Annotated in this window: 20 protein-coding genes; 10 read left to right on the forward strand and 10 right to left on the reverse strand. The window is 65.2% G+C overall.

What is annotated here, in order from left to right:
* Window positions 1–233 precede the first annotated feature (233 nt).
* Entirely contained in the window at window positions 234–872 is a 639-nt protein-coding gene (locus tag EP380_RS08550) for a LysE family translocator (RefSeq protein ID WP_127598001.1), read from the forward strand.
* On the opposite strand, the gene EP380_RS23540 is transcribed toward EP380_RS08550, so the two are convergent.
* On the reverse strand, window positions 844–1,320 hold the full coding sequence (locus EP380_RS23540) for a hypothetical protein (protein WP_164749804.1): 477 nt from the start codon (window positions 1,318–1,320) through the stop codon (window positions 844–846). The two genes, EP380_RS08550 and EP380_RS23540, sit on opposite strands and share 29 nt — an antisense overlap.
* Window positions 1,317–2,552 carry a dual-specificity RNA methyltransferase RlmN gene (gene rlmN, locus EP380_RS08560; protein ID WP_127598003.1) on the reverse strand — a complete coding sequence of 412 codons (1,236 nt, stop codon included), beginning with the start codon at window positions 2,550–2,552 and terminating at the stop codon, window positions 1,317–1,319. The genes EP380_RS23540 and rlmN overlap by 4 nt, the downstream gene beginning before the upstream one ends.
* A gap of 177 nt (window positions 2,553–2,729) precedes the next feature.
* Here rlmN and EP380_RS08565 point away from each other — a divergent pair, with 177 nt between their 5' ends.
* Both EP380_RS08565 and EP380_RS08570 read left to right on the forward strand, forming a co-directional pair.
* Window positions 2,730–3,176, forward strand: coding sequence for a methyltransferase family protein (locus EP380_RS08565; RefSeq protein WP_127598005.1), 447 nt, complete (start codon window positions 2,730–2,732; stop codon window positions 3,174–3,176).
* Window positions 3,177–3,179: 3 nt separating this feature from the next.
* The gene (locus tag EP380_RS08570; protein ID WP_106570260.1) at window positions 3,180–3,791 is read left to right on the forward strand and encodes a TetR/AcrR family transcriptional regulator; all 612 of its coding nucleotides are present in this window, start codon (window positions 3,180–3,182) and stop codon (window positions 3,789–3,791) included.
* 69 nt (window positions 3,792–3,860) lie between these two features.
* Here EP380_RS08570 and EP380_RS08575 read toward each other — a convergent pair whose 3' ends face one another.
* Window positions 3,861–4,367 (reverse strand): invasion associated locus B family protein, encoded by a 507-nt coding sequence (locus EP380_RS08575; RefSeq protein WP_106570261.1) that lies wholly within the window; start codon window positions 4,365–4,367, stop codon window positions 3,861–3,863.
* A gap of 393 nt (window positions 4,368–4,760) precedes the next feature.
* On the opposite strand from EP380_RS08575, the gene EP380_RS08580 reads away from it, so the two are divergent.
* Window positions 4,761–5,300, forward strand: coding sequence for a sigma-70 family RNA polymerase sigma factor (locus tag EP380_RS08580; protein WP_127598007.1), 540 nt, complete (start codon window positions 4,761–4,763; stop codon window positions 5,298–5,300).
* A gap of 12 nt (window positions 5,301–5,312) precedes the next feature.
* Here the strand turns inward: EP380_RS08580 and EP380_RS08585 are convergent, their stop codons facing one another.
* Together EP380_RS08585 and EP380_RS08590 are read right to left on the reverse strand one after the other, a co-directional pair.
* Window positions 5,313–5,684 (reverse strand): YkvA family protein, encoded by a 372-nt coding sequence (locus tag EP380_RS08585; RefSeq protein ID WP_106570518.1) that lies wholly within the window; start codon window positions 5,682–5,684, stop codon window positions 5,313–5,315.
* A gap of 96 nt (window positions 5,685–5,780) precedes the next feature.
* Window positions 5,781–6,083, reverse strand: a complete 303-nt coding sequence (locus EP380_RS08590; protein WP_106570263.1) for a 4a-hydroxytetrahydrobiopterin dehydratase — start codon at window positions 6,081–6,083, stop codon at window positions 5,781–5,783.
* Window positions 6,084–6,133: 50 nt separating this feature from the next.
* Between EP380_RS08590 and EP380_RS08595 the strand changes: the two genes are divergently transcribed.
* A complete protein-coding gene (locus tag EP380_RS08595; protein WP_127598009.1) occupies window positions 6,134–6,652 on the forward strand; it encodes a low molecular weight protein-tyrosine-phosphatase in 519 nt (172 codons plus the stop codon).
* On the opposite strand, the gene thpR is transcribed toward EP380_RS08595, so the two are convergent.
* A complete protein-coding gene (gene thpR / locus EP380_RS08600; protein ID WP_127598011.1) occupies window positions 6,556–7,152 on the reverse strand; it encodes an RNA 2',3'-cyclic phosphodiesterase in 597 nt (198 codons plus the stop codon). The two genes, EP380_RS08595 and thpR, sit on opposite strands and share 97 nt — an antisense overlap.
* 90 nt (window positions 7,153–7,242) lie before the next feature.
* Complete coding sequence (locus EP380_RS08605) at window positions 7,243–7,896, reverse strand: arylesterase (RefSeq protein WP_106570265.1); 654 nt, start codon at window positions 7,894–7,896, stop codon at window positions 7,243–7,245.
* A gap of 88 nt (window positions 7,897–7,984) precedes the next feature.
* Between EP380_RS08605 and EP380_RS08610 the strand changes: the two genes are divergently transcribed.
* The 4 genes from EP380_RS08610 (at window position 7,985) to EP380_RS08625 (ending at window position 12,928) form a co-directional block, all read left to right on the forward strand.
* Window positions 7,985–8,680, forward strand: a complete 696-nt coding sequence (locus EP380_RS08610) for an ABC transporter ATP-binding protein (protein WP_106570266.1) — start codon at window positions 7,985–7,987, stop codon at window positions 8,678–8,680.
* Window positions 8,681–8,690: 10 nt separating this feature from the next.
* Window positions 8,691–11,240: an ABC transporter permease gene (locus EP380_RS08615; RefSeq protein WP_127598013.1), complete on the forward strand. Its 2,550-nt coding sequence runs from the start codon at window positions 8,691–8,693 to the stop codon at window positions 11,238–11,240.
* A 229-nt stretch (window positions 11,241–11,469) separates the two neighbouring features.
* The gene (locus tag EP380_RS08620; RefSeq protein ID WP_106570268.1) at window positions 11,470–12,249 is read left to right on the forward strand and encodes a Bax inhibitor-1/YccA family protein; all 780 of its coding nucleotides are present in this window, start codon (window positions 11,470–11,472) and stop codon (window positions 12,247–12,249) included.
* 106 nt (window positions 12,250–12,355) lie between these two features.
* On the forward strand, window positions 12,356–12,928 hold the full coding sequence (locus tag EP380_RS08625) for a GNAT family N-acetyltransferase (protein ID WP_106570269.1): 573 nt from the start codon (window positions 12,356–12,358) through the stop codon (window positions 12,926–12,928).
* Window positions 12,929–12,962: 34 nt separating this feature from the next.
* Here the strand turns inward: EP380_RS08625 and EP380_RS08630 are convergent, their stop codons facing one another.
* Window positions 12,963–13,352, reverse strand: coding sequence for a DUF2794 domain-containing protein (locus EP380_RS08630; RefSeq protein WP_106570270.1), 390 nt, complete (start codon window positions 13,350–13,352; stop codon window positions 12,963–12,965).
* Between the two features lie 399 nt (window positions 13,353–13,751).
* Window positions 13,752–14,513: a DUF1223 domain-containing protein gene (locus tag EP380_RS08635; protein WP_127598015.1), complete on the reverse strand. Its 762-nt coding sequence runs from the start codon at window positions 14,511–14,513 to the stop codon at window positions 13,752–13,754.
* A gap of 136 nt (window positions 14,514–14,649) precedes the next feature.
* Between EP380_RS08635 and EP380_RS08640 the strand changes: the two genes are divergently transcribed.
* The gene (locus tag EP380_RS08640) at window positions 14,650–15,315 is read left to right on the forward strand and encodes a ceramidase domain-containing protein (protein WP_127598017.1); all 666 of its coding nucleotides are present in this window, start codon (window positions 14,650–14,652) and stop codon (window positions 15,313–15,315) included.
* Between the two features lie 12 nt (window positions 15,316–15,327).
* Here the strand turns inward: EP380_RS08640 and EP380_RS08645 are convergent, their stop codons facing one another.
* Window positions 15,328–15,678, reverse strand: a complete 351-nt coding sequence (locus tag EP380_RS08645) for a VOC family protein (RefSeq protein ID WP_106570273.1) — start codon at window positions 15,676–15,678, stop codon at window positions 15,328–15,330.
* Window positions 15,679–15,728: the final 50 nt, after the last annotated feature.

The following is a 15,728-nucleotide window of genomic DNA, read 5'->3' on the forward strand; positions in this document are numbered from 1 at the left end:
ACTGCAGCAAAATTTGTTATTTTGGGAATATTACTTAGAATCAAACACTTGTATCTGAATGATCCGGCACGGCTCGAATTTCTGCGAAGCGTCATCGGCAAACGCTGCCAGCTTGGACCTTCGCCTTGGCGTGCAGTCTGGCGGGAATGGCTCGGCGGCGAGCTTTTCGCAGTGTCGTCGATGCTGTAAAGCGAAGCCTCGACACTGCAACAATGGTCCGGTGCCAGGTTCCCATGTTCGTACCCGAATTTTCAGTCCTTTTGCAGTTCGCCGTCGCGACCTTCATCATCGCCATCACGCCGGGCCCCGACATGACCCTGTTCGTGGGACGCGCCCTGTCGGAAGGGCGCGCGGCGGGGCTTGCCTGCATGGTGGGCGCCATGACCGGTATCGTCATCCACACCTGCATGGTGGCGCTTGGGCTCTCGGCGCTGATCGTCGCCTCGCCGCAGGCTTTTCTAGCGCTGAAAATCGCCGGCGCCGGCTATCTGGTCTGGCTTGCCTGGCAGGCGATCCGAAACGGCTCGGCCTTTTCGCCGGAAACCCGCGCCGGCAAATCGCGGTCGCTTTACCGCAACTGGGCGACGGGGCTGGGGATCAACCTGCTCAATCCGAAGATCATTTTGTTCTTCATGACCTTCCTGCCGCAGTTCGTCTCGGTTTCCGACCCGCACGCGTCGGGGAAGTTGTTCTTTCTCGGCCTGCTGTTCATCCCGCTCTCTTTGCCGCTGACCATCCCGATGGTGCTCGCGGCGGACGGTTTTGCCGGGCTCTTGAAGAAAAGTCCGCGGGTGACGCGCCTGATCGACTATCTGTTCGCGGGCGTGTTTTCCGCCTTCGCGATCAAGATCCTGACCGCTCAGGCGCGTTGAGTTCGGCCCGGTCGCGCCAGCGTCCGGCGCTGCGGCCGCAAACGGCCCAATAGACGAGGCCGCCCACGATGCCGGCCCCCAGCAGCGGCAGGATCGGCCTATCGGCCGGCGACGCCGCCGCGCCTTGGCCGACGCCGTAGAGCAGGGCGGCGACCGCGGCCGCGATCGCCCCGCCGCAGACGGCATAGTAGAGCCATTCCCGTCTGCGCGAGAATTCGCCGAACAAGATCGCGGCAATCGACGGAATGAAGGCGTAGTAGGAAACCAAGAGCGCCACGAACAGCGTCGAAACCATCCAGGCACCGAGACCGTCGGGGCCCGATCCCAATTCGGCCTGGGCCCTGCCAAGCAGGATGGCGTGCAGAAACCCGCTCGCCGCCAGCGCGGCGGCCGCATATCCGACGATGATGATTGCGAAGCGGACCAGAAGAACGAGAAGCTGGGTCAAGCCTCGCCGTGCCCGGCGATCATCATCGCCTCGAGCGCAAGCCGTTCGGATTTCTTCAGCCGCTCGGATTCCGATTTGAGCTGGCCGCAGGCCGCCAGAATATCGCGCCCGCGCGGCGTGCGGATCGGCGAAGCGTAGCCGGCCTGATTGACATAATCGGCGAAGGTCTCGATCGTTTCCCAGTCCGAGCACTGATAGTTGGAACCGGGCCAGGGATTGAACGGGATCAGGTTGATCTTGGCCGGAATGCCCCGGAGCAGCCGAACCAATTCCTTGGCGTCGGCAAGCGAATCGTTGACGTCGCGCAGCATGACATATTCGAAGGTGATGCGCCGGGCGTTGGAAAGGCCCGGATAGCGCCGGCACGCCTCCAGAAGCTCCTTCAGCGGATATTTTTTATTGATCGGCACCAGCATGTCGCGCAGGTCGTCGCGCACCGCGTGCAGCGAGATCGCCAGCATGACGCCGATTTCCTCGCCGGTGCGGTAGATTTCCGGCACCACGCCCGATGTCGACAGGGTGATGCGGCGCTTCGACAAGGACAATCCGTCGCCGTCCGAGGCGATCAACAGCGCCTTCTTCACGTGGTCGAAATTGTAGAGCGGTTCGCCCATGCCCATCATGACGATGTTGGAGACCTTGCGCCCCTCGGCCGGAACGATCGCCCCCATCGGCGTTTCCCGCTGCGGGAAATCGCCGAGCCGGTCGCGTGCGGTCAAGAGCTGCGACAGGATCTCTTCCGCCGTCAGATTGCGCACCAGCTTCTGGGTGCCGGTATGGCAGAACGAGCAGGTCAGCGTGCAGCCGACCTGCGAGGAGATGCAGAGCGTGCCGCGCCCCTCCTCGGGAATGTAGACGGTTTCGACCTCGACGGGACGCCCGGCGCCGCGCGGCGGAAAGCGGAACAACCATTTGCGAGTGCCGTCGGCCGAGATCTGCTCCTCGACGATTTGCGGCCGCGCCACGGTGAAATGACGGTCGAGCGCGCCGCGCAGGTCACGCGAAATATTGGACATCGCGTCGAAGTCGGACACGCCGCGCACATAAAGCCAGTGCCAGAGCTGCTGCGCGCGCATTCTGGCCTGGCGTTCGGGCACGAGCGCGCTTTCCACCAGGGCGACGGCAAGCTCATCCCGGGTCAGGCCGATCAGGGTCGGCTTGTCCGGTTTCGCGGTTTTGGCGGCGAGAGCGCTGCGGCTCTCGGCGGAAGTCAGATCGATCGTCAGGGCCATGGGCTTCGAAATATGGTCGGCCGCAGCCGGTTTCCAGTTTCAGCGGCTTTACCAGAACCGAGCGCCTGCGTCATCCGCCTTGCGACCATTCAAAAATGAAAATTGATGAATATCAAATTTTATCATAAAATCATCTGATATGAATTGAGCGATCCTCGCTGGCGTTGGAGAGATGCGATGAAATGGCTGATACCGCCCATCCTGCTTGTGCTGACCGCCGTCGCCATGATCGCGGTCTATCGCGCCCTGCCCGGCGGCGGAATGATACCGCCGCCGGTCAATTATTATCTCGGCTTGCCCCTGGTCGCTCTGGGTCTGGCGCTGGCCTTTGCCGGTGCGCGGCGGTTTCGTCATGCCGGGACGAATATCCACACCTTTCACCGGCCGGATAGGCTGATAACCGATGGACTTTATTCCATGAGCCGAAATCCGATGTATCTCGGTTTCGCGCTGGCGTTGTTGGGCTTTGCGATCAAGCTGAACACGCCGATCAATTTCGCGCTGGTGGCCGCCTTCGTTCTCGTCACCGACCTCTGGTATATCCGTTACGAAGAACGGATCGCCCAGTCGGTCTTCGGCGAGGCCTATCGCGATTACCGGCGTCGGACCCGCAGATGGATCTGATATTTGCCGAGACCGAAAACCGACATCGCCGCCGTCCGAAAAAAACTGCTCGAGGCAGCCGAGCATCACATCAGGGCGCACGGACCGAAAAAGCTCACCGTGTCGGATATCGCCGCCGAATGCGGCATGTCGCAATCCAATGCCTACCGCTTCTTTCGTAGCAAGCGCGATCTGCTCGAAGCGGTCGGCGAGCGCTGGTTCGCGGAAATCGAGCGGGAACTCGCCGACATCGCCGCCTCGCGGCAGCCGCCGGCCGAGCAGTTGCTGCGCTTCATCGTACGCCAATACGAGTTGAAGCGCGCCCGCTATGCCGAGGACCCGGACCTGTTTCGCGCCTATCTCGCGCTCGGCAAGGCCAATATGTCGATCGTCGAGCGCCATTTGAACCGCATGCACGCCCAGCTTGAGGCGATTATGCAGCGTTGTGGCGAAAACGGGCTTTTGGGCGGCCGCGAACCGGGCGAAGCGGCAAATCTCGTCGAGGCGATGACGGCGCGCTTTCGCGATCCCGGCCAGATCATGCGGTTTTACGATACCGACACGCCCGGCCGCGTCGCCGAGATCGCCGGGTTGATCCTGGCCGGGATGGCCCATCTGCACAGGAAGGCCGACTGAACCGCCGCGCCGTGGTCCGGACCGGTCGAAGCGATCCGTTTCACGAGAACCCGCGTTCGAGCGACGCCCTTATTTGCAGCTCGAGATCGATTGCAGCGCCGCGGTGATGCCGCGCAGCGAAAAGGCGTAATTGGTGTCGTTTCCGCGTCCGGACACCGCCTGCACCGACATTTCGGCACCAGCCTTCATCGCGGCCACGAGCTGCGGTTCTTCCGCGGCGTTTTCCAGCCAGGCCGACTTGCCCTTGGTGAACAGCGAGAAGGAGCGGTCGCCCACCTTCACCAACACTTTCGAGTTTTCCTTGAAATTATAGGACGCGATGAATTGCGGTTCGTAGGCGATGTTCTGCCCCGGCTTCTGGCTCACGAAAAAGAAGATGTCGCCATGATCGAGCGAGGAGGGCTGCTTGTCGGTCGGCACGGACAGCACATAGCAGACCTTCCCGCTTCCCGACTGGTAGGAGTAGGTCCCCCAGGCATTGTGCTGTCCCACCTTCGTCGCGGTCTGCGCTCCGGCCGGTCCTGCCACCATCACAATGGCGGCTGCTCCCGCGAGGAACGAAATCAGTGCACGCATGTCGATACCATTTTCCTGTGTTTGGCCTGTTCAACCCGTTGCCGAGCGCCCTTTCCGGGCCGCACTCGCCTTAATTTTAATTAATCGGAGTTACCAAAGAGTGAATCCGACCGACGATAATGCGTCCGCTTCCGCCGGTTCCGGCACAGCCGCGCTCACGGCATATTTTGCGCCGAAACACTATGATTGAGGCAAAGAGCGCAGGAAAACGGCAACAGTTTGTCAGCCAGCAGCGTCCGCCGGGGCGCATCCCGCAACACGCGCCCAAGGCCTTATTGCGCCGCAGCAGCCGCGCCCGTAGGGTCATGGCGGGCGGCCGTCGCCCGAAGGGCGTAAACGGGGAGCAGCTTGCGCGAAAACCAACCTGCGCCGCAATTACGGCATGCGCACCTGATGGCGCGCGTGGCGTCCGGCCGCGACCGGGACGCCTTCGCGGCCCTGTTCGATCATTTTGCTCCGCGCATCAACGGCTTTTTGCAAAAACAGGGCATGGAAGCCGGCGCCGCCGAGGATCTGACCCAGGAAGTGATGGCGGTGATGTGGCACAAGGCGCATCTTTTCGATCCGGCCAAATCGTCGCTGGCGACCTGGCTGTTTCGCGTCGCCCGCAATCGCCGCATCGACGGGCTGCGCCGCGACCGCTCACACCTGATCGACCCGCACGACCCGTTCTTCTGGCCCGACGCCGCCGAGGCGCCCGATGACGGGCTCGACGCGCGCCAGCGCGACGAGCGCGTCCGCCTCGCTTTGGCCGACCTGCCCGACGAGCAGGCCGACCTGGTCAGGCTGGCGTTTTTCAACGGGCTCACCCACAGCCAGATCGCCGACAGTACCGGGCTTCCGCTCGGCACGGTGAAATCGCGCATCCGTCTGGCTTTCGCGCGCTTGCGACGGGCGCTGGAAGCAGATCCGAGGGTCGACGCCGACGGCTGAAAAGCCGACCGGTCAGTCCTGTTCGTCGAGAAAGTCCCGTGCCGCCTTGCGGTGGGCCGGCGTGATGTGGCCGCGGATCGCCGTCAACGCGGCCGTCAGCACAGCGATATCATCGGTAAAGCCGAACCCGACCAGGAAATCGGGGATCGTGTCGAGCGGCAGCACGAAATAGGCGAGCGCGGCCAGAAGCACCCCGCGCACGCGTGTCGGGGTCTTGTCGTCGAGCGCGCAATAATAGGCCGCGATCACCTCGTCCATGAACGGGATCTGTCGGGCTGCGCGCCGCACGGTGCGGCGCAGATTGTCGCGCACGCGCTGCCTGCGCCTGGCGTTCTCGGCCTCGCTCACGGGGTCCAGCACTTCGGCGATGCGGTCGTCGTCCATCATCTTGTCCATGGTCGCAAATGTGGTGCCGTTCGCGTTCCCATGCAAGTCGGCCCGCTGTCCGGAAACCGGCCAACCGCCTGCACGATGATGATTTCAGGCGCGTTTGCCCGCGCAGGCCTCGATCGCCTTGGCAAGCGCCACGTCGAGCGCGGTCAGCCCGCCCGCATCGTGCGTCGACAGCGCGATATCGACCGTCTTGTAGACGTTCGACCAGTCGGGATGGTGGTCCATCTTTTCCGCCGCCAGCGCGACCCGCGCCATGAAGCCGAAGGCTTCGTTGAAATTCCCGAACACGAAGCGTTTGGTGATCGCCTCTCGGTCCGCGGCCCGTTGCCAGCCGTCCAGGCCGGCAAGCGCCTCGGCCACGGCCGTCTCGTCGAGTTTTTCACGCTTCATCGCCAAATCCCATTCTCCAGGCCGCCGGTTTTCATGATAACGCACATGTCATGACTTCGCAGCCCCGCCAGTCCGTCCTCTTCGTCTGTCTCGGCAATATCTGCCGTTCGCCGCTGGCCGAAGGCGTCTTCCGCCATGTGCTTCAAAACCGCGGAGCGGCCGGGCGTTTTCTGGTCGATTCGGCCGGCACGGGCGGCTGGCATGCCGGTTCGCCGCCCGATCCGCGCTCGGTCGAGATCGCCGCGCGGCACGGCATCGACCTGACGGCGCAGCGCGCCCGGCGGATCGCGGACGGGGATTTCGCACGCTTCGACCTTGTGCTTGCCATGGACCGGAGCAACCGGGCCGAGCTGAAGGCGCGGGCGGGCGGCGGCCGGTTAGACTGGATCCACCTTTTGATGGACTTCGCGCTCGGCGAGGCGCGCGACGTGCCCGATCCCTATTACGGCGGCGCCGACGGTTTCGAAACGGTCTACCGCATGATCCGCGCGGCATCCGAGGCCCTGGCCGAAAAGCTCGCCGCCCCCTGGGATGAGCCGGACAGGGACCAGGCCTCCTCCACCAGATAAGGCCCCCCGCCGACCGAATCGCGCGATGACATCAGCACGAAACGGGCGACCCTGAACGGTGCGGTGGCGAAGTTCCCGCGCCCCGAAAGATAGGCCGCAAGTTCGTGCGGGGCCGCGTTGCGCAGCCGCGCCAGTGTCACGTGCGGGGTGAATTTGCGCGGATCGGGCGCTGCCCCGTGGCGCAGGCATATGCGATCGATCTCCGACTGTAGCGCGAAAAGTTCGGGCGAGGGCGCCACGCCGGCCCACAACGCGTGCGGTTTCTTCGAGCCGAACGTCCCCACGCCGGATAGGTTGATCTGGAATCCCGGCCGCCGTACCCGGTCGAGGCCGTTGACGATGTCGTCCGCGACCCGTCCAGGCACGTCGCCGATGAAGCGCAGGGTGATGTGGTAGTTTTCGACGTCGATCCAGCGCGCGCCGGGCAGGCCGCCGCGCAGCAGGGAGAGCGACAGGCTCGCATCGCGCGGTATCTCGAGGGCGGTGAAAAGTCGCGGCATGGCTACCTCCTCGAATCGCTCTTCGACCCTCAGCGAATCATCGTTTTGCCGCGCCGGCAAGCCCCGCGCCGGCGCAGGATCGATTTCGCGTCAGTCGTGATCGGCAGCGCCGGCCTTCAGCGTGCCGAGCGTCTCCTCGACCACCGGCAGGGCGTTTTCCACCATCCGCTCCACCCCTTCGGCGTTGGGGTGCATGCCGTCGGCCAAAAGCAGCCCGCCATCAGCCGCCACCCCGTCCATGAAGAACGGGATCAGCGCGATGTCGTGCTTTTCGGCCAGACGGGGAAAGATGGCGTTGAACGCGTCGGAGAAGTCCGCCCCCAGATTGGGCGCGGCCAGCATGCCGGCCAGCACGACCTCGACGCCGCGCTCCTTGAGGCGGGCGATCATCGTGTCGAGATTGTCCTCGGTGGTGGCCGGCGGCAGGCCGCGCAGCATGTCGTTTGCGCCGAGCTCGAGAACCACCAGATCGGTGTCGTCGGGAACCGACCAGTCGAGCCGCGCCAGGCCGCCGCTGGTCGTGTCGCCGGAAACCCCGGCATTCGTCACCGCTACATTGTAACCCTTTTCGCGGAGCGCGGCTTCGAGCCGTTCGGGAAAGGATTCTCCCGGCGCCAGCTCATAGCCCGCCATCAGGCTATCGCCGAGGCCGACAATGCTTGTGGAGGCCGCCGCAACGCCAAACTGGACAAGCACGGCCAATCCACCGAACATGAATGCGCGTAAGCTTGCTTTGAAACCCATACCGTATTTCCCATATGAGCCGGACGCGACCTGTCGGGCGCGCCTTGGGATTTCACCTCGTCGCTTCACCATATAGGATGGATTTTCCGTGACCAAAGCGGTTATCGAACTGAAGAACGTGTCGCTCACGCTGGGGCGCGGCGCGTCGTCCGTTCACGTGCTCAAGGGTGTCGACCTGGAGATCGCGGCCGGCGAGCGCGCCGGCATCGTCGGGCCGTCGGGGTCGGGCAAGTCGACCCTTTTGATGGTCATCGCCGGGCTCGAAAGCGTCGATGCGGGCGCCGTCACGATCGCCGGCGAAGCGCTGGTAGGCCGCAGCGAGGACGATATCGCCGCGTTTCGCGGCCGCAATATCGGCATCGTCTTCCAGTCCTTTCACCTGATCCCCAACATGACCGCGCTCGAAAACGTCGCCGTGCCGCTCGAACTTGCCGGCCATGACGACCCGTTCGACCGCGCCGCGGCGGAACTCGAAGCGGTCGGGCTGAAGGACCGCGTTACGCATTATCCGGGCGAATTGTCGGGCGGCGAACAGCAGCGCGTGGCGATCGCCCGCGCCCTGGCGCCGCATCCAAAGATCCTGATCGCCGACGAGCCGACCGGCAATCTCGACCAGGCGACCGGCCGCCAGATCGCCGATCTCCTGTTCGCCGAGGCGGCCGAGCGCGGCATGACCCTTCTCCTGGTCACGCACGACCCCGCGCTCGCCGGGCGCTGCGACAGGCAGGTCGCCATGCGCTCCGGTCGTATCGAGCCGGCGCCCGCCCACGCCGTCTCCGCCTGAGGTGGTCCCGATGAGCCTTGCCCGCACCCTGCGCCTCGCCACCCGCTTTTCGTTGCGCGAGATGCGCGGCGGCCTGTCCGGTTTCATGATCTTTCTCGCCTGCATCGCGCTCGGCGTCGCCGCGATCGGCGGTGTCAACTCGCTGGCGCGGGCCATCACCGCGGGTGTGGCCAATGAAGGCCAGGTGCTTCTGGGCGGCGACATCCGCTTCGAACTGGTTCATCGCCAGACGACGCCGCAGGAGCGCGCATTCCTCGAAAGACGCGGCACCCTTGCCGCCAGCGCCAAGATGCGGTCGATGGCACGCCTGCCCGACGGCTCCGACCAGACGCTGGTCGAGGTCAAGGCGGTCGATGACCTCTACCCGCTCTACGGTGCGCTGGAGACCAGCCCGCAGCGCGACCACGAGGCGCTGTTTTCGCCTCGTGACGGTGTCTACGGCGCCGCCGCTCCGTCGCTGTTGTTCGAACGGCTGGCGCTTGAACCGGGGGCGCGGCTGAAGCTCGGCAACATAGAATTCGAGCTGCGCGCCATCATCGACACCGAACCCGACCTGGTCTCAGACGGCTTCGGCTTTGCGCCGCGGCTGATGATCTCGCTCGAGGGCCTGGCGGCCTCGGGGCTGATGCAGCCCGGCAGCCTGGTCGAGCACGCCTACAAGCTGCGCCTGCCGGCCGCGACCGACGAGGCCGGCATCCAGGCGCTGGCCGCGCAGGCGCGCGAGACCTTCCCCGAAGCCGGCTGGAGCATCCGCTCGCGGGCCAACGCCGCGCCGGCGCTATCGTCCAACATCACCCGGTTTTCGCAGTTCCTGACCCTTGTCGGCCTGACCGCGCTTGTGGTCGGCGGGGTCGGCGTGGCCAATGCGGTGCGCGCCTATCTCGACGGCAAGCGCGGCGTGATCGCGACGCTGAAAAGCCTCGGCGCGTCGGGCGGCCTCGTGTTTTCCGTCTATCTCGTGCAGATCATGATCATCGCCGCGCTCGGCATCGCCGTCGGCCTGGTCCTCGCCGCCGCGGTACCGTTCGTCGCCGGCGCCGCGCTCGCCACCGTGCTGCCGGTTCCCACCGAGGCGGCGGTCTATCCGGACGCTTTGGCGATCGCGGCGCTGTTCGGCCTGCTGGTCACACTCGCTTTCGCGCTGCTGCCGCTCGGGCGCGCCCGCGCCGTGCCGGCCACGGCGCTGTTCCGCGAGATGGGGTTCGAGGCGCGCGGCCTGCCGGCTCCGGCCTATCTGGCCGCCACGCTGACGATCAGCGCCGTCCTGGCGGGTCTGGCCGTGTGGTATTCGACCGACCGTTTCCTCGCCGCCTTGTTCGTCGGCGCCACGATCGTCACCTTCATCGTTCTGCGTCTCGTCGCCATGCTGGTACAGGCGCTCGCCCGGCGCAGCCCGCGCGTGCGCTCGACGGCGCTGCGGCTGGCGATCGGAAACATCCATCGCCCCGGCGCCCTGACGCCGTCGGTCGTGCTGGCGCTCGGCCTCGGTCTCACGCTTCTGGTCGCGCTGGCGCTGATCGACGGCAATCTGCGCCGCCAGATCGCCGGCAATCTTCCCGAAAGGGCGCCGAATTTCTTCTTCGTCGACATTCAGAACACCGAGGTCGACGCCTTCGCCGAGCTGGTGCAGACCCAGGCCGGCGACGGCAAGCTGGTCCGCGTGCCGATGCTGCGCGGCCGTATCATGGAGTTCAACGGCGTCGACGTGCAGAAGATCGAGGTGCCGCCGGAAGGCCGCTGGGTGCTGCGCGGCGACCGCGGCATTACCTATGCCAGGAACATTCCCGAGAACTCGACACTCGCCGAAGGCGACTGGTGGGGCCCCGACCACGCCGGCGAACCGCTTGTGTCGTTTGCGGCCGAAGAGGGGCGCGAGCTCGGCCTGAAACTGGGTGACACCGTCACCGTCAACGTGCTCGGCCGCAACATCACCGCCAGGATCGCCAATTTCCGCAATGTCGAATGGGAATCGCTGGCGATCAACTTCGTCATGGTGTTTTCGCCCAACACGTTCGCCGGCGCCCCGCACGCATGGCTGGCGACGCTGACAACCCCGGATACCACCGCCGAGGACGAGGCCCGCATCCTCAACGCCGTCACCCGGGCCTTTCCCACCGTCACCACCGTGCGGGTGAAGGACGCGCTCGACATCGTCAATCGTCTGGTCGGCCAGCTCGCCACCGCGATCCGGGGCGCGGCCGCCGTGGCGCTGATCGCTTCGGTGCTGGTGCTTTCGGGCGCGCTCGCCGCCGGCAACCGCGCGCGCATCCACGACGCGGTGGTGCTGAAGACACTCGGCGCCACCCGCGGCACCCTGATGACCGCCTTTTCGCTGGAATACGGGCTGATCGGCCTGTCGACGGCGGCCTTCGCGCTCGCCGCCGGCGGCTCGGCGGCCTGGTACGTGTTGTCGCAGATCATGGATCTGCCGGCCGCCTTCATGCCCGAGATCGCATTGTCGACGGTCTTGATCGCGCTCGTGCTGACGGTCGGTTTCGGCCTGATCGGCACTTGGCGGGTGCTCGGCCACAAGGCCGCGCCGGTATTGAGAAACCTCTAGGGGGCGGCAGCCGGCGCTAACCATTGGTGAACCGTGTCGCCCGACAGGCGCCAAAAGTTGCAAAACCGCGCCCGTGCGACGCCCGGGCGCGGCGAACGGGGCTTGTTCTTGGCCTCAAGAATTATCATATTCCCCCCAGGCATGCTGGAGTCTCGCCAGCGGCGCCTGGGCGTATGGCCATAGGGCCCCGCCCGACACCGGACGAGACATGAGCAGTTAAGAGGAAAACATGGCTGACCTTCGCAACTACAATGCGCATGTCGCATCGGCGCCCGCCCGCGCCGGCGCGGACATAGACGAGGGGCTGCGCGCCTATATGTTGAAGGTGTACAACCTGATGGCGCTCGGCCTTGCGATCACCGGGCTCGCCGCCTGGGGATTTTTTGGCCTTGCCACGACTGGCGATCCGTCCGCCGGCGTCGCTCAGGTCAAGGACGGTCTTTATCTGACCCAACTCGGAGCCACCGTCTGGGCATCGCCGCTGAAATGGGTGGTCATGCTGGCCCCGCTTGGGCTCGTCTTCTTTCTAAGCTTCCGCATTCACAAGATGAGCGTCGCCGCGGCACAGACCACCTTCTGGGTCTATGCGGCCCTTGTCGGCTTGTCGCTGTCGACGGTGTTCTTGGTGTTCACGTCCGAGAGTATCGTGCGCACCTTCTTCATCACCGCCACCGCCTTCGGCGGGCTGTCGCTCTACGGGTACACGACCAAGCGCGACCTGTCGGCGATGGGCTCGTTCCTGGTGATGGGCCTGTTCGGCCTGATCATCGCCATGATCGTCAACATCTTCCTGGGCTCGTCCGCGTTGCAGTTCGCCATCTCGGTGATCGGCGTGCTGATCTTCTCCGGGCTGACCGCCTACGACACCCAGCAGATCAAGGAGATGTACTACGAGGGCGATGGCGCCGAAGTGGCCGGCCGCAAGTCGATCATGGGTGCGCTGCGGCTTTACCTCGACTTCATCAACCTGTTCATGTTCCTGCTTCAGTTCCTGGGCAACCGCGAATAGTCCGGGCCGAACAGGCACCAGAGCGAGGGCGGCCCAGCGGCCGCCCTTTTCTTTTGCCCGGGCGTCTGCTTCATTTTCCGACCCTTCGTCCGACAGCGCGTGATCCATGCCCGACATCGCCATCAGACCCGCCACCGTCGCCGATATCCCCGCCATAACCGCAATCTATGCCGACGCGGTGGTGAACGGCACGGCGAGCTACGAGCTCGAGCCACCGGGCGAAGCGGAAATGACGGCCCGCTTCAAAGCCGTCAGCGAACTCGGATACCCCTATCTCGTCGCCCGCACCGGCGACGGTTCCATCGTCGGCTACGCCTATGCCGGACCGTTTCGCCCGCGGCGCGCCTACCGCTTCATGGTCGAGGATTCGATCTATCTCGCCCCGTCGGCGCAGGGGCGCGGGCTCGGCCGCCTGCTGCTTGCGCGCCTGATCGAGGAGGCGACCGCCTGCGGCTTTCGCCAAATGGCGGCGGTGATCGGAGACGGCGCCCGCAATCTCGGTTCGGTCAAGCTGCACGAGGCGCTCGGCTTTCGCCATGTCGGACAGCTCTTAGGCTCCGGCTTCAAGCACGAGCGCTGGCTCGACACCATCTTCATGCAATTGGCGCTCAACGAGGACACCGACGCGCCGCCCGATCCGGCCTCGCTGCCCGAGCGCAATTTCCGCCACGGGCTGTGAAGCGACCACGACGGTCCCTGCCCGGCAGGCGCGCTTAGGCTTCGACCAGGCTGAGTTGCTTGTCGAAAACGCCGAGCACGCGCGTCAGCTCGTGGCCCCGTTTCATGATCAGCCCGGTCGCGGCGACCACCGAGTAGGCGCCCTGCTTGCGCGCCAGTTTCGGATTTTTCACGATCTGGAAAAGCGGCACCTCGCTGGCGCGCCGAAAGACCGAAAACACCGCCCGGTCGGCAAGGTGATCGATCGCGTAGTCGCGCCACTCATTGGCTGCGACCATGCGGCCGTACAATTTCAGGATCTGGTCGAGTTCGCGTCGCTCGAAAGTGACGGGGCCTTCCTTCTTGCGATCCCGCCTCGCCTCGTGAAGCGGGATCAGGATAGCGGAACCGTCCGTATCCTCCGCGGAACCGGCGCGTTCGACCATCGCGACATCCCTCCATGACAGTTTCGCGACAAAAGGGTCGCCCTTTCATGGGGGAATTGCAAGCCTTCGGGCAAAATCGCGCATCATCAAGCACTTGCTCGGCCCGGCGGCCAGGCGCGCGACAATCGGCGAGGCGGCTGCGGTCACGTTCGGGAACACGGTGTCTAAATTGGTGATTGGCCGCCACATTCCTGCCGCGAATTGTCCCGTTTCCGGCCCCAATAGATGACGAACATCTCCTCGTTGCCTGAGACGGTTCGGTCTGGCGCTGCCACTGTAACCCCAAGCCCCCCGCCCACGGTGTCTTCGCTGGGCCGAACCAACCTCAGGCGGCAATCTCTTCAAAAACCATCCCCGCCGAAGCCAGCCGCCAGGACCGCGGCGGCAGGCGAGCGAGCGTCAGCCTTGCGGCGTGTCGAGGATCGCCGCGCCGAGGATCGCTCCGGGATTGCCGTCCTTGTCGAGCGCCTGTAGCAGCACCGCGCAACCCGCCGCACCGCGTTTCTTGAGTTCGCTCGCCGGGATCTCGACGCGGATTTCCTGCCCGCTCCACATGCCGACGGACTGGATGCCGGAAACCGCGTTCCAGTAGGTGACCGTCTTGCCGGCGTTTTCGCCTTGTTTGATCTCGACCGGAGTGACCGGGTCGAAGAAAACGAGCAGCAGGTTTGCCTTCTGCGCGGGGCCCGGCGCGGCACCCGCCTCGATGATCACGCTTTCGGGCCCTTCGGACAGGGTCAGGTCGACCGTCAGTCCCTTGCCGGCATCCTCGAGCGCGGCCAGCGCCTTCTCGACCTTGCCCCGACTGGCGCCGTTCATGTGGACCCGGCCGTTGACGACCGCCTGGGGCGTATAGACCGAACGTTCGCCGAGCGCGCGCGCATATTCGCTTTGGCGCCCGGTATTTTCCGCCGTCGCCATCGTGTCGCGCCAACCGAGATAATCCCAGTAATCGACATGATAGGCCAGCGCCACGACGTCCCCGCGGCGCGCCAGTTCGCCGAGATAGGCATCGGCCTTGGGGCAGGAATTGCAGCCCTGGCTGGTGAAAAGCTCGACGACGCCGCGCGGCCGTGCCTGGTCCCCGCTGCCGGCCGCCACGGCCGAGCCGAGAAGCGCGGCGGTGGCAAACGCCACCCTCAACCCGCGATAGAGATCCATTCCGGTATCCGATCGTCTTGCGTCGGCACGAAAGCGCGACTACCCAACTGTTGAAGACTAGGCCGGCGGCAAGTTCAACAGGAAGTCACGTTGCGGTGACCCTTTGCCGCTGTCGATGCGGTGCAAAGGCTGGGGCATGACCAACACGTTTTTCGATCCGTTCGACATCTATTGCGAACGCACCGGGCCGCATCTGTGGGCCGAACCGCTGAACGCGCTGACCAATCTCGCTTTCGTCGCGGCCGGCATTTGGGGCCTGCGCGAGGCGCGCCGGCACGACGCCGGCCGCTTCGCGACCGTCCTGTGCTGGTGGGTCATCGCGATCGGCATCGGCTCTGGCCTGTTTCACAGCTTCGCCAACCGCCTCACCATCTGGGCCGACATCGTGCCGATCGCCACTTTCGTGCTCGCCTACACGCTCTACAATCTGCGCCGCTTCCTGCGCCTGCCGCTGGCATGGTCGCTTTTGGCCCTGGTCGCGTTCTATGCCGTAGCCGGCCTCGTCACCTGGTTGGTGCCCGATCGTCTGAACGCGGCCACCAACGGCACGCTGGGTTATCTGCCGGCACTGCTGGCGCTCGTGTTCTTCGGCGCGCTGCTTGTCGCCCGCGGCCATCCCGCCGGGCGCTACAATCTCGCCGCCGCGGCACTTTTCGTCGTCTCGGCGACGTTTCGCGCCATCGATCCCGATATCTGTTCGGCCCTGCCGATCGGCACGCATTTCCTGTGGCACACGCTGAACGGCCTGATGCTGGGTGTGCTTCTGGCCGCGACGACGCGTTTTGCCGGAAACCGGCGCTGACGACAGCCGCCCTCAGCGGTGGGCCAGGATGTTGACGAGGCGCCCGAACGGATCGCGCACATAAAATCGGCGCACGCCCCAGGGCTCGTCGACCGGTCCGTATTCGGGCTCGAACCCGGCGGCGGTCAGCCGTTCGAGCGCCGCCTCGACATCGTCGACCTCGATCGACAGATCGGGCACCGGCGTGCCGGAACCGCCCTCCGACGCGAAGCTCACCTGCACGCGCGCCTCCTGCGGCGCGCCATAGGTCGCGATCCAGCCGTGATCCATCAAAAGCGCGAGACCCAGCGCGTCGCGGTAGAAGCGGCCGGCGGCGGCGACGTCCGGCGTGGCGATATTGGCGACGATCCGTTTCACCTTCATGGCAGGCTCCCGGCCGGTCTGTTCATGAAAACGCCTCCCCGGCGCGAGGC

The organism is Nitratireductor alexandrii, assembly GCF_004000215.1.
GTDB classification, from domain to species: domain Bacteria; phylum Pseudomonadota; class Alphaproteobacteria; order Rhizobiales; family Rhizobiaceae; genus Mangrovimarina; species Mangrovimarina alexandrii.